6 protein-coding genes are annotated in these 15,137 nt (G+C 41.1%); 2 read left to right on the top strand and 4 right to left on the bottom strand.

From position 1 onward, the window contains the following. Positions 1-812: 812 nt before the first annotated feature. The 4 genes from CZ367_RS07005 to CZ367_RS06990 all read right to left on the bottom strand — a co-directional run bounded on the left by CZ367_RS07005 (position 813) and on the right by CZ367_RS06990 (position 9,584). Positions 813-1,388 carry a chromate transporter gene (locus CZ367_RS07005; RefSeq protein ID WP_077196211.1) on the bottom strand — a complete coding sequence of 192 codons (576 nt, stop codon included), beginning with the start codon at positions 1,386-1,388 and terminating at the stop codon, positions 813-815. Further along, on the bottom strand, positions 1,385-1,996 hold the full coding sequence (locus CZ367_RS07000; RefSeq protein WP_077196210.1) for a chromate transporter: 612 nt from the start codon (positions 1,994-1,996) through the stop codon (positions 1,385-1,387). Before CZ367_RS07000 ends, CZ367_RS07005 begins: the two co-directional genes overlap by 4 nt. A 92-nt stretch (positions 1,997-2,088) precedes the next feature. Beyond that, a complete protein-coding gene (gene purL, locus CZ367_RS06995; RefSeq protein ID WP_077196209.1) occupies positions 2,089-5,832 on the bottom strand; it encodes a phosphoribosylformylglycinamidine synthase in 3,744 nt (1,247 codons plus the stop codon). 725 nt (positions 5,833-6,557) lie between these two features. Beyond that, positions 6,558-9,584 (bottom strand): leucine-rich repeat domain-containing protein, encoded by a 3,027-nt coding sequence (locus tag CZ367_RS06990; protein ID WP_077196208.1) that lies wholly within the window; start codon positions 9,582-9,584, stop codon positions 6,558-6,560. A 992-nt stretch (positions 9,585-10,576) separates the two neighbouring features. Here CZ367_RS06990 and CZ367_RS06985 point away from each other — a divergent pair. Further along, on the top strand, positions 10,577-14,179 hold the full coding sequence (locus tag CZ367_RS06985) for a choice-of-anchor J domain-containing protein (RefSeq protein ID WP_237581581.1): 3,603 nt from the start codon (positions 10,577-10,579) through the stop codon (positions 14,177-14,179). 370 nt (positions 14,180-14,549) lie between these two features. After that, positions 14,550-14,918 (top strand): desulfoferrodoxin family protein, encoded by a 369-nt coding sequence (locus CZ367_RS06980; protein WP_077196206.1) that lies wholly within the window; start codon positions 14,550-14,552, stop codon positions 14,916-14,918. Positions 14,919-15,137 lie beyond the last annotated feature (219 nt).

Genomic DNA, 15,137 nt, shown 5'->3' with positions numbered 1-15,137 from the left:
TACCGTACGAAATAATAAATAAACAGACATAAATTTAACACTTTGATGCTAAAAAATCTTACACAAGGCATTTTTATGATTACTTGCTGTATTTTTATACAACAATTGGTAATCTTTTTCAAGACTACCAATCAGTTACAAATTATAAAGTTTTGATAATGATGTACCGCAACTTTATATTTTATAGTATAGTGTTTACAAATATTGAAGACGATGTATCGTCTGAATAAGCAATGTGTTTTACAACATTAACTGTGCTATTTTACTTTATTGCGCAACGTGTTTTATATTAACCCAAATCGGTTGTTAGCCCGCAAAGGCTTTTTAAAGCGTTTAGACGTTATGCTTTTCTTCGTCTTTGCACCTTATTTTGGCTCTTTTCGTTTGTTTTTTTCAGTTGTTTAGCTCGCTAAACGTCTTCAAAAACAACCAAAAATAGCTCAAAATAAGCTCGCAAATCTCGAAGAAGTCTAACGACCGATTTGGGTTTAATGTTATAATGGGGCTTGTAAGGATAGTTTTTCGCCAAGTTTTTAGGTATAATACAAAACTATAGTTATTGTTCTATTTTTCCTAAGATAACTTTTTACAATCAATAGTTCTGCTTTGACGTTGCAAAACATATATGTTTGGGGTTGTCAAAGTTGAACTTTGGGAGGGTAAAACATATATGTTTGGGAGGGTAAAACATATATGTTTCACAACACGCTTATAAATAGCTTATTATCAATAGATTGCGGAGTTGAATTTATAAAAACAAGTATCATTCCCCATTGGTCTATTTTTCCGCTATTAGGTTTTATCGCTCGTGCCTAATAGAGCAATACCAATCCTGCCACAGCTGCATAACAAATCATACGAATGGGGTTGATTTTGAGCCACATTGTGCCGATAAAGGTTGCAACAAATAGAAAGATGCTAATGCAGAATTGCCACATATTGACATCAGGAGATGAAAAGTTTTCGGCATTACACAGCAGTAATGTTGCCGCTGCAAGCAAACCTACTACCACAGGACGTAGTCCGCCAAAAATGGATTGCACCACAGGGGTATTCATATACTTTAAGAACAGTTTGCTGATAAGCAACATCAAGATGAGCGAAGGTAACACAAGGGCAAACGTTGCTGTGGCGCTTCCCAACACTGCCATTGCTCCGCTATAGCCTGCATTGTGAACAGTTGTATAGCCACAATAGGTGGCAGAGTTGATGCCGATAGGGCCAGGGGTCATCTGCGATATGGCAACAATGTTGGTAAACTCTGCTGACGAAAGCCAATGATGATTGATTACAGTTTCGGTTTGTATCAGCGAGAGCATTCCATATCCACCCCCAAATCCGAAAAGACCTATTATAAAAAAGGTGTAGAATAATTCTAAGTAAATCATAGTTCCTCCGTTGGTTTTAGATATTTACCATACGCAAATCCGCCAATGCCTGCTGCCAACAATATATAAATAGGGTTGACACCCAAGACGGCTATCAACAGTGCTGTAATAATAGGTATCCAGCAGTTGGCAAGATTTATCTTGGCACTCTTAGCAAGGTTGAATGTGGGTACAGCGATGAGGGCTACCACGGCAGGACGTATGCCACGAAACATTGCTGCCACCCACCCTATTTCCATAAACTGGTGGAAAAACAGGGCTATGGCAAGAATGGTAAGAAACGATGGTAGTACCGCTCCTAAACAGGTACACAATGCGCCTTTCACCTTACGTAGTTTGTAACCGAGGAAAATGCTAATGTTTACAGCGAAAACGCCAGGGCAACTTTGCGCCACAGCAATAAGGTCGAGAAACTGGTCTTTGGGTATCCATTGCTTTTTGTCTACCACTTCGCTTTCTATAATAGGTATCATAGCGTAGCCACCGCCTAAGGTAAATGCACCAATCTTGAAGAATACTTTGAATGATTCCCAATATATGGCGAGGTCGTTATTCAATGCGCTTTTGCTATTATTTCCTGAATAGGAGTCTTTATCTTTATCTATCATCGTCTAACATAAGGGCGTTTATACCCATAAAAAAAAGAGTTGAGGTACTTAGCTTCGAGGCTTTGCACCACAACTCTTTTATAGTTATCGTCTTATAATCTTTCTTCTACCCACTTTCGAGCATTGACAAAGGCTTCAATCCAAGGCGTAACTTCTTCGTTGCGTCTGTCTAACGGATACCAAGCGTTCTGCCAAGGGAAGATTGCACGTTCCAAGTGGGGCATCATAGCAAGGTGTCTGCCGTCTGCTGAACAGATACCTGCCACATTGTAGTCTGAACCATTAGGGTTGCCAGGGTATGCGTCGTAGTTGTATTTAGCTATAACATTGTAGGTGTTTTCGGCTTGTGGAAGCACGAACTTTCCTTCTCCGTGAGCTACCCAAATACCCAATTTGTTGCCTGAAAGCGAACCAAACATTACGCTATTGTTCTCTGGAATAGCGAGCGAAAGGAAGTTGCTCTCAAACTTGTGGCTGTTGTTGTGTGCCAAATGTGCACGCTGTTCGTGTTCAGGATTGATGAGGTTCAGCTCTACCATCAACTGACAGCCGTTGCAGATACCCAATGAGAGGGTGTCTTTGCGAGCGTAGAACTTGTCCAATGCTTCCTTTGCCTTTGGATTGTACAAGAAAGCACCTGCCCAACCCTTAGCCGAACCGAGTACATCCGAGTTAGAGAAGCCGCCACAGAACACTATCATATTGATGTCGTCTAAGGTCTCACGACCCGAAATAAGGTCGGTCATCGTAACATCTTTCACCTCAAAGCCTGCAAGGTACAAGCTGTAAGCCATTTCACGTTCGCCGTTTGTACCCTTTTCACGGATGATTGCAGCCTTAGGAACTGTAGCCTTTGCCTCGCTATCGCTGTTCTTCCAGCGATTAGGGTTCAAGCCGTATTGTGTTAACGTGCCCTTGAAGTCAGCATTAAACTTCATTTCCACAGGTTGTACCTTATAGTTGTTGTGGCGTTCAGCTGCCATTCCGCCAAAGCTCTGCTTGCGGTCAAGGAGGTAAGAGGTTTCGTACCAAGCTTCACGCAGTGCATCTATATCGAACGATTGCTTAAACTTGCCGTCCTCTATTACGAGCGTACGCTTATCGGAAATAGGTTGTCCGAGACAAGCAAACCCAATGAAGCTGTCTTCTAAGAAGGCTTTCACTTCACTATTGTGCTGTGCTGACACCTGAATGATAACACCAGGGTTTTCAGCAAATAGCTTCTTTACGGTGTCATTACCGCCCATTCGGCTCAAATCGATAGCCATACCGCCCTTTGTATTTGCAAAGCACATTTCCAAAAGGGTGGTCATCATACCGCCTGCCGAGATGTCGTGACCTGCCATAATGTACCCTTCACGAATTAAAGTCTGTATCGCATCAAAACACTCGCAGAAGTATTGAGGGTCTTTCACAGTAGGTACATCAGAGCCAACCTTGCCCAAACTCTGAGCAAATGCCGAACCGCCAAGGCGTTGTTCGTCAAAGCTGAAGTCGATGTGATAGATGTATGAAGCCTCATCGTTGATCAATACGGGCGAAACGGTCTGTCTAACGTTGCTCACCTCTCCACCACTGGAAACAATAACTGTACCTGGAGAAATGATTTTCTCACCATTAGGATATTGTTGGGTCAATGAAAGCGAGTCCTTACCCGTAGGTACATTAACGCCAATAGCGCAGCAGAAGTCAGACAAAGCCTTGACTGCACTATACAAACGTGCATCTTCGCCCTTTTGTGAACGGCAAGGCCACATCCAGTTGGCTGACAAACTAAGGCTGTCCATTCCATCTACTAATGGTGCCCAAACAATGTTGGTCAACGATTCTGCAACTGAAAGTACCGCACCAGCCTCAGGTGAAGCCAATCCAGCTTGAGGTGCGTGACCTAAAGCAGTAGCTATACCCTTGTAACCACGGTAGTCTAAAGCAACCACACCACAATCGGACAATGGCAATTGCAACTCGCCTTGGCATTGTTGGCGTGCCACTTTACCCGTAACAGAGCGGTCTACCTTGTTTGTCAACCAGTCCTTACAAGCCACAGCCTCCAACTGAAGTACACGTTGGGTGTATTCCTCTACCTTATTAATATCGTATGACACATCTTCGTACTTGCGCACAACGGTTTCATCTTTCATTATTGTCTTTGGCGAATGTCCAAACATTTGTGCCACATCAAGGTCGAATGGCTTCACGCCATCTTTCTGAACAAAAGAGAAGTGTGCATCGCCTGTGGTTTCACCCACTACATACATTGGTGCACGCTCACGTTCGGCAATCTTCTGAACACGGTCAAGATGCTTTTCATCGATAAGCAATCCCATACGTTCTTGCGACTCGTTGGCAATGATTTCCTTAGCACTGAGGGTTTTATCACCGATAGGCAAGGCTGCCATATCTATTGTTCCGCCACATTCTTCCACCAACTCGCTCAAGCAATTGAGGTGTCCTGCAGAGCCGTGGTCGTGAATTGATACCACTGGATTGTTGTCTTCTTCCACCAAAGCACGCACCAAATTGTAAGCACGCTTCTGCATTTCAGGGTTAGCACGTTGGATAGCATTGAGCTCAATACCATTAGAATAGCGACCTGTATCTACTGACGACACAGAACCGCCACCCAACCCAATGCGGTAGTTATCGCCACCAACCACAACAACCTTATTGCCCTTTTGTGGCTCTTTCTTCAAGCAGTCGCGCTTAGCACCATAACCTACGCCACCCGCAAGCATAATCACTTTGTCGTAAGCATACTTCTCGTTGTTTTCTTGGTGTTCAAAAGTAAGAACAGAGCCTGTAATCAATGGCTGTCCAAACTTGTTTCCGAAGTCGCTTGCGCCGTTCGATGCCTTGGTAAGAATTTGTTGAGGAGTTTGGTAAAGCCACTCACGCACAGGCAATATGTCTTCCCAGTCGCGGAAAACAGGGCTTTCGTTGCTATCGTTTTTCAATCTTGGGTAAGCCGTCATATAAACCGCTGTACCTGCAATAGGCCACGAACCTACACCGCCACCCATACGGTCGCGAATTTCGCCACCTGTTCCTGTAGCTGCACCATTGAACGGTTCAACGGTTGTAGGGAAGTTATGAGTTTCAGCCTTCAGTGAAATAACGCTTTCGATAGGCTTCACTTGGAAATAGTCTGCCGTAGTTTGGTCTTTTGGAGCAAACTGTTCTATCTCTGGACCTTGTGCAAAAGCCACATTGTCTTTGTATGCAGAAAGAATTTTCCCTGGGTTTTCCTTGGTTGTTTTCTTAATCATAGCAAAGAGACTGCTCTCCATTACCTTGCCATCGATAACAAACTCGCCACCGAAAATCTTATGGCGGCAGTGTTCTGAATTGATTTGAGCAAAGCCGAAGACTTCAGAGTCGGTCAATGGGCGTCCATTTGCTTTCTCCACCGAGTGGAGATATTCCATTTCTTCAGGCGAAAGTGCCAATCCTTCCTGCTCGTTGAACTGCTCCAGATTGTCAACCAACTTGATAGCATCAGGCTCGTGGGAAACAGTGAAAACATCTTGGTCTAATCCGTCATAGTTACGGAATATCATTCTGTCAGGATTGTCTTCCATCGACTTAGATGGGAAGTACTCCTCTATACGCAAAATGCCGTTAAGACCCATATTCTGAGTTATCTCAACGGCATTTGTACTCCAAGGTGTTATCATTTCACGGCGTGGACCTATGTAATAACCCGACAATTGCTTATCGTCTATTAGTTTAGCGTCTCCATAGAGCCAACATAGCTTACTTATTTCCTCTTGATTGGGCTGATGGTCTATCTCAGTCGCAATCACAGTGTTGCTTAAGCCTAAGAAAAATAGAATCATTTTGATGTTCTTTCTTAAATAATTAGGTGTATATTATTAAAGTGCAAAGATACACTAATTCGTGGAAAACACAAAAAAAAGACAGTGCTTTCTCTATTTATTTTCAAATGTATCTTTCTCCTTTGGTCTGTTAGGCGTACCCTATATGCTATAAATAAATTATTAACGCTCATCGGTTGGAACAATTGATTACGTCTTTCACAACCGACAAATAGAACAATCATTGCCAAAAGCAAAGCATTAAAAATGTAATCCGTAACTCATTGACAACAAACCATTTACAAACCACTTCCAAAACATATATGTTTTACCTCCTCAAACATATATGTTTCACCCTCCCAAAGTTGAACTTTGACCTTGTCAAACATATATGTTTTGCAGGCGAAAGATTGATGTTAAGAAAACGTTTGTTGGGTATAGGAAAAACAGAACAAAATGTTTTATACATTTATAGCATCTTGCAAAGCCAATAAATGTTTGTCTGCATCATTGTTAAATCTTAATGACGATTTGGGTTTAAGGTGATTTTATAAAACAGAGCGAAACCAATGATAAGCGATGAGTAAAATAAGAAAAGAAGCTCAACATTGTATGCCTATCTAATGGAACGCAGTTCTGTAACAACTGAATAAATCAAACACAAAAAAGAGATTGCAATCCCTTGTAATTGCAATCTCTTTTAATTTATAGAACGACTTCAGACTGTTGAATCCTCAGTCTTTTTCTTAATAGAGCTTAATAGCCTTTACGCCTGCAATATGGAGCACGTGTATTTGACCACGCTTAACAGCTACAAATACGTTGTTGCCATCAGCAACACCGCTTGCAACCATTACACCTGAAACATTGTAAACCGCATAACGCTGACCAGCTGTCAAACCTTCTATAACATAACCATTGTCTTGAGCAACAACCTTAACATTGCCATTTACAGTAACACCATTGATGCCAGCAGCAAGTTGAATATCGTCTGCAATCTTCTTGAAGTGCTTCCAGCCGAGTGCAGCCTTGTATGCAGCAGCTGTACCTTCAGGCACGTGGAGGGTAGCAGTAGCTATTTCTTGAATGTCGTGGAACATATCGTCTGCAATAGTTTGTGGGGTCTTTTGGTAAACATACACATTCTGTAATGCCCAACAGCCCTTGAAACAACATTCGCCAATGACACAGTTTTCAGGAATTACCACTTCTGTAAGACCTGTACAAGTTTCGAATGCACTTTTACCCATCTTCTTCAATGGACCAGAGTATGAGAAGAATATCATAGCACGATTCTGATAGAAAGCAGAGTCGCCAACCTCTTCAAGTTGAGGTGCTACGTCTTTAGCCCACTTCATTTGCGACATCTTATAGTTGTAGCACATACCCAAATTGTCGATAGTCTTCAATGTAGAAGGCAATTGCAACTTATCAAGAATAAAGTTGAAAGCTAAACCATAACGTGCAATGCGTGTGATACCTTCCTTCAATGTAATCTTTTCATTTGGATAGCTTACAGGGTAATAGAATAAGGTTGTACCGTCCATAGCGTAAAGTGCACCCTTTTCAGCCTTCAATGCTGTGTTGCCTTGAGCTACAGTAACGCCTGTAAGATACATAGCTGATGCAAACGCACCTGGCATAATGCTTTGAGTCGACTTCAATATTTCGTAAGACTCAGCACTATTGCCAAGAGGATAAGCCACGAGTTTCTTCAAGTCCTTTGTATAAACTACGCCATTCACTTCTTTGAAGTATGGGTTAGCAGGGTCTACTGTAATCTTATTGAGCTTTGTACAATACAAGAAAGCAAGTTCGCCAATTGACTGTACATCCTTAGTAATCATAAACGATGTCATTTTGTTTGCACCTTCAAATGCACGGGTGTCTATATGGGTAACACCATTAGGAGTAACAGCGTCGCCCTTTGGTGTCCAGTGCTTCAAATGACCATTTTCTATCTCTGGAAGATTTTCTACAGGCGGTGTAGGCCGTGTGAGAACAAGCGAAACAGTAACGTCTGCTTTGAGACTTTCGATAACGAAGGTATTCTCCTTCTGATCTTCTTGTACCTTATTGTCGAGCAACCAAGCATCTACTACATAGCCTTCTTTTGGAAGCGCAGTAAATACAACTTTAGAACCATCAGCAACAACAGCGTTAGACTGAATATCTTTTCCGTCTACAGCGGCCTTAATAGAACCACCCTCTTTGTTCAATGATTCGAATTTCACGATGTGGCTACCTGCCGCACGTTCAAAATCGACACGGATGTCGAGCATATCTACAGCTTCACATTCGTATGTTGTCTTATTGGTCTGACCTGGGATTACTTCTTCTTTCTCAACGCCATCAACCATAACCAACTTGTACCACTCTGTTACGTGATAACCTTCGGCAGGAGTAGCGGTAAAGATAAGCTTAGTTCCAGGTTCAACCTCGTCAGTGGTATTTACAGTTTTACCTGTTGTAGTCTTACACTCTATCTTACCATAAGCAGCATTTGCCTTGCTCTTAAAGAAGATGGTGTACAACTCTGGCTTCTTTTCGAAGTTTACCATAATGGTCAACGGACCATCAATAGCATTGTTTGTGTAAATCTGACCTGGGGTCATTTCATTAGGGAAACTCTTATGTTCTACACCATTTACAATCCAATTCTTGATTTGGAAACCATGATAAGCCAAGGCCTTAACTTTAACCATCTGACCTGCTGCCACTTCTTCACCACTATTAATAGCTGTGCCACCAGTACGCCAAGCTTCGATTGTACCCGCATCGTGGTTGTTGGTATCGAAAATCACCTTATATGTGTTCAACCCAGTAGGCGAACCTATTACATAATTACTTTTAGGGTATAGTTTTTTCAGGCGAGTTTTAACAGCTTCGTTAGCCACATAAATAGTTGTAGCAGACTTATCGTTGAACGACGATCCAAGACTTTGTATTTCTGTACTTTCGTGAATATCAAGTATACTCAACTGACCTACACCCATCCAAGTGAATAAATCGCCATTCACCTTTTGCAACTTAGGAACGTATATTTCTGCCAATCCTCTACACATCATAAAGGCTTTGTCCTCAATCACAGTAACTCCAGGGAGTGTAATCTTCTTCAATTCAGCGTTCGACTGCATTGCATTAGGCCCTATGGCTGTACACTCACCAGCTCCAAGTGTTATCTCTGTAGCAGCACCAGCAAGGTAAACCAAAGTCTTTTCTGCACTGAGAATAGCATTGTTCTTCACTGAATATTTACCTGCGCCTTGCATTTTGATGCTGGTCAACGCTGTACATCTCTTAAAAGCTTCACCTGTAATAGCGGTAAGTGTGTTTCCAAGTGTCACTTTGCTAAGTCCCACACAGTCGGCAAACGCTTCTGTACCAATGGTTTTGATAACAGGAAGATTTAAAGCTGTAAGTCCTGAACAGCTTTTAAACGCATTTTCTCCTACCTCTTCAAGGTTTGGAGCTTGAATGGTATTGATGCCTACACACCCGCGGAAAGCATTCTTACCAATCTTTTTTACATTGTTAAGATTGATACTTGTAATGCGCGTATTGCTTTCGCTTTCCGATTGTCCCCACTCGTCAGGGTCTCCTTCAGTGAAGAAACAGTTGGGAGCAATTTCTACCACTTCGTCAGGAATGGTAATAGCATCAGCTGCACCTTCCCACTTTTGCAACACGCCATCTACAATCACAGGGTCTTGCGCTTGTGCGACAAGACAGAATTGCACTAAAGCAAATAAAAGTAAAGTTACTTTTTTCATATTTAATAGTTTAAAATTATACTTTTTCAGTTTACTTTTAAGAACGTTATTATTAGATGAGTTGTTCTAAAGGTAAGCAAATGTAACATTTATATTTTAAATATCCATAAGAAATAAGGGGAAAAAGTATAAAATGAAAGAATATAATGTTTTTATACTTGATTTTTACTTCATTCACATCTTTCTCCTTATATAATTATTACTACAGATAACCCATTGGTAGATTTATTTTTTAACCACTATACCAATTATTACCTTATTCGATGGGTAACGTATTTATCGCTTATCTTTTTCTGTTTTTCCGTTTTACTTCGGGTAAGTGTTAAATACACTGGTCATAATTCTCGTATATGCGTTGAAAAGAAGCGTGATACACAAAAGTGGTATAAATGCGTGTGCAACTGTAAACTACTGATAGATAATGAGTAATAAGCAAAAAGGAAAAAGTGTGCAAGAATATAGTATTTAAATTGTGGTAATATGGAACGAATAAAAGGAGAGTATGAACAAGAAAAGTACGATTAAGTGGTATTTCGGAAGGCAAAAGTTGATGTTTGAGGACGCCAAACATCAAGGTTGAGGTGGTAAAACATATATGTTTGGCATTGTCAAAGTTGAACTTTGACTTTCTACAATATTAATAAAAGACATTTAGAACATATAAAAAGAATTATAGAATAGTTTTATTTATGAAATTCAAATGTTAAATCAGCATAACAATAAAACCTATTGGGAGAAGTTAATACACACTAAATTAATTTCGCAAACAGGTATAGACAAAAAGCTATTATATTAAGGTGAAACAAAACAAAATGAATAAAAACAATAGTTAGAAGTAGAAAATAAGGACTATTTTGCATTTATTTGGATAAAATATGTCTAATGTGAAAGAAAATTACTACCTTTGACCGAGTTATATTCATCTACTTAAATTAATATCATTAACTATGAACCAATTTAAACCAATTAATCAAAGACATTTTTGGCTACTTATGCTATTTGCAATATTCGGTTGTGTGCCGACATTTGCTCAAGCATTAGACTTTAGTAGGCTAAAAGATGACAGTCCGCAAGATGGACTTTCAATGAGAGAGAAGTATTTTGAAGCTTTGAAAAACAACGAGTGGGTAAATGTTTGCAATTACCCTCGTGTAGCCAAATGGCAAAGCAATAGCTGGCAAAACGATAATTTCAATATGTCTCTTTTGGTAACTCAGGTAAAGAAACTTTCCGAGGATTATGCGGCTTACCTTGTATCTCCTGCGCTCAATCTTTCGAAGGTTGCAGGTCAATCGCTCAACTTTATGTGGAAAGCAACTTCAGCAAACGGAGAAGGAAAGTTACAAGTAGCAATTATCAACAAAGATGGTAGTATTGCTAAAGAGATTGGCGATGTACTTGCAGTGCCCAGACAATCTCAGTATGAGGCTAAAACTTTTACCATTCCTTCAGACCTCTTAGGTGTCGGCTTCCTTGCATTTATTGCAAAAGGAAACTACGAAAATCGTGCCTCATTCTCTTTGCAAAACATTGAGATAGGAGCACAGGTTGCAAATACTACCATCAAGGCTTTGCCTTCTGAACTCAACTTTGGCACTGTCAAAGTGGGCGATATGGGTATTCCACAAGACGTTTCTGTGCAATTCGAAAACTATAGTGGCGATGCTATCACTCCAATCGTAGAAGGCGATGCGGCAGACTTTGAAATCCCAACAACTGCAATTCCAGCTACAGGAAGCGAATTTAAGGTAAACTTCAAGCCTACCTCTGCTGGCGAAAAGCACGCTACAATCGTCTTTAATGCTGATGGTGCTACTGCTAAAGTAGAACTTTTTGGTGTGGCAGAAGACGATGCTCCCGTGGTAGTAGATAAACCTACTGTGGAACTACTTCATGATGGTCTCTTCTACGAGTTTGATGGCAACAAGCCTAAGACTTGGGAAACGAAGGGCGTAACCAAGAAATTGGAAGGTGCAGACCGATACAGCAACGACGCAGGTTTTGCTTTAGGCCTTACAACCGATAACGAAATGGGATACGTAAAGCAAGTTATCGACCTTAAAGCACCTGAAAAAGAAGTGGTTGCAGGCAATGAATTGGAGTGTCTTGTATTCTATTCTACCGCTAAGAGCGCAAAGCCTGAAGGCCCTTTCCATTTAGCTTTGCGTTGGTTAAACGATGCTAACGAAGAAGTAATATCAAAGGAAAAAGATTTTATCAACAATGATAAGGTATTCTTCGGTCGTATGAAAGCCTATGGACGACTGAAGTTCCGTACCACTTGTCCTAAAGGTGCAACTAAGTTAGAATTTAAGATTGAGGTTGCTCCAAATAGTCAGGTGCGCTTAGACGATATGAGTGTTACCCGTCTTGCAAAGAAGGATCAGACCAAACTTATTGCTATTCTTCCACAATATCGCACCATCACTGGCGAAGTAGGTGTAGAACAAAAGATCCCCGTAGCGATACAAACCGCACACCTTGCAGCCCCAACTAAGCCTAAATTTAATGGAACAAATTCAGATCAAGTATTGAGCCTTGACGTTCCTGAGATAGGTAAAAACGAGTCTATCGTTACAAATCTCAATGTTAAGCCTACCAAGAAAGGCGCATACGTAGATGCAAAGGGCTATAGCGTTAAGTTTGAAGGTGCAGAATTAGAAAACACAGGTTCGCTCTCATTGATGGCATACGTTATGGCACAAGGCAAGAAGCCTACTATCAAGATAAAGGAAGGTGAGGCCGTTCGTGAAATGACAGCTGAACCTAAGAAGACCGACGCACAGGTGCTCAACTTTGAGATAAACGATGTTATCACAAGTGTTACATTGGGATTGTATCAACAGGTGAATGGTGCTTTCCGCATCAATCCTAACTTATACTACTATGCTCAATCAAAAGAATCTCTATACTCAAAGCCGCTAACCATTACCTTTGCTCCAAAAGAAGCAGGCGAATACACAGCAACACTTTGGGTAGAAACAGCTTTGGCTGATACTTTAAAAATACAATTAAAGGGTGTTTGCAAAGCCAATAATGGTGATGTGATAGCAGAGAAGTTTACCGAAATCCAACCTATGGACAAGCGTTTTAAAGGCAAGGCATCTTGGAACAACTACAACAAGTACGACCTTGGCTATTGGAAACTTGATGGTAAATGGAACAGCAAGAGCAACGTAACGCTAAACAAGAAGGGTGTATTGTATTTCGACGAGATACTCCCTAATGGTGTGAATACCATCAAGATGACTCCTGCAACAAGCGCAGCAGCGTGTGACGTGGAATACTCTATCGATGGTGGTGGACACTGGAAGTCGTTGGGCAAGGCTAATGCTAACGGAGAAATGAGCATTAACACCCATCGTCCTACATTTGTTCGCTTTGTAAACAATGGTGAGACCGACCTTGAGGTGAACACAATAGAGATAACACCTAACAAGATAGAAACTCGTGAAACATTCAACGACATTCAGTCGGCTATGCTAATGAATGCAGACGCACAGCCTTTGACTCTTCTCAACGAAACTTTCAGCAACTTGCGCCACACCCGTGCATTGGGATTGACCAACTGGCAGAACCTAACCTTGCGTGGTGAACGCCCATTCTATGCGTGGGAACAGAAAGACAAGAAGCAAGAGAAGGTGGAAAATGAGGTAGCACAAATCTGTTTCCTCAACTATGGCACAACAGACCCTCGCGAACACGAGTCTTGGCTCATTTCGCCAACTATCTCATACCAAAAGGCTGCAAGCAAAATACTTACCTTTAGCTTGCGTTATGCTAATGCTACATCTGATGGAAAAGAGCAATTCGGCTTCTATATCATTACCGAAAAAGACGGAAAGGCTGTAGATCAGTTTATCAATCTTAACGACTATGCACCAGCAGGTGTAAAGGTGGAAGACGAAAACTGGTACAACTACCGCTTAGACCTCGCTAAGATAGACAGTGTGCAGATAGACGACAACTTCCACATCGCATTCTCGTTCTATAGTCCACAAGGTGGCAGCGCAACATCACTCAACTTTATGATAGACAACCTCACATTTGGACGCACCGATTTACCTGAATTGGAAGTAGACAAGAAGTTCATTCACTTTGCTTTCCAAGCAGGATTGAAGAGTGCAGACCAGACCTTTAAGGTTACTACCAAGAATGCTATCGACCCTGTAACCATCACCCTTGTTCCTAAGGTTATGAACCGTTACTTCACCTTTGCTCCAAATGTATTGCCAAAGAACGGCGGAGATGCTATCTTTAACTACAAGAGTGACGAAAAGACCCAACGTGCAGCAATGTTCTTGGTTCAAACCCCTGGTGCCGAACCTGCTATCGTTAAGGTACTTGCAACCATCGTTACAGGTATCAACGATGTAGAAAGTGCTGAGGCTGTAGTAGCTCCACGCATCACAGCTAATGGCATTGAAATGGGCGGAACATACAAGAGCTATAGCATTTACTCGGCTACAGGACAGCTGTTAAAGCAAGGCGGAAACGAAAGCACCATAAGCACAGCCAACCTTACAAAGGGTGTAATTATCCTCAAAGTGGTGTGTGGCAATGGTGTTAAAACCTTTACGCTCTGCAATAAGTAAAAGTTAACTACTTTGGTTTCCCTATCAAACCATTAGATTACCTCAACGAGGTGCTCCCTATATAGACAAGGTGAGCACCTCGTTTTTTGGTTATATACCAATTACTCGCTAAGACGTAGGAGCTTGATTTATCAAGTTCCGCATAATGCAAAGATTGCTTTTGAGGAACGTGATGTATCATACCCATACATTTTATCTATACCGAATACCCTATCTCCACTTTGGTATTCCCCACTCCTTGTACAACTATAAGGAAGCATAGCTCAATTGCAAGAAAGCAAATAATTTGTAAATATTACAAGAAATATTTGGTGGATAAAATAATATTCGTTATCTTTGCGGCACAAAAACATTGAAATAAGAAATAATTATGGCAAAAAGAAACGACGTTTATAAGTGTTCAGAGTGTAACAATATAGTAGAGATTATTCTTCCATCAGATAAAGAGCTTTGTGGCTTTGAGAAGGTAGTTGAAAATACAACTGATGCAGCTACAGAAAAGCACGTACCAGTAGTAGAAAAAATAGAAGGCGGTTATCGTGTTACTGTAGGTGAAGTAGAACACCCTATGACCGAGGCTCACTCTATCCAATGGATTGAACTCATTACTGACAACAACGAAGTACTTCGCAAGTATCTTGACCCAACAGACAAGCCTGTTGCTGAGTTCAAGACCGACGCAAAGGAAGTTTATGCACGTGAATATTGCAACCTCCACGGATTGTGGCGTTCAAAATAAAAGATATTTTCATAGGCTATTTTAAAGGCGAGTGTTCACTCTTGGGTGGGCTACTCGCCTTTTTTGTGCTCACCGCTGTACATTGTTCTATTCTTCCTCTTTCCATATTCTGAGAATAATACATATACTATTAAGCTGCAAAACATATATGTTTGGATTGTCAAAGTTCAACTTTGGGAGGGTAAAACATATATGTTTGGGAGTGCCAAACATATATGT

It is taken from the genome of Prevotella ihumii, assembly GCF_900155655.1.
In the GTDB taxonomy this organism is placed as follows: Bacteria; Bacteroidota; Bacteroidia; order Bacteroidales; family Bacteroidaceae; genus Prevotella; species Prevotella ihumii.
Note: the sequence above shows the minus strand (reverse complement) of the source record. Positions and strands in the feature narration are given on the sequence as shown.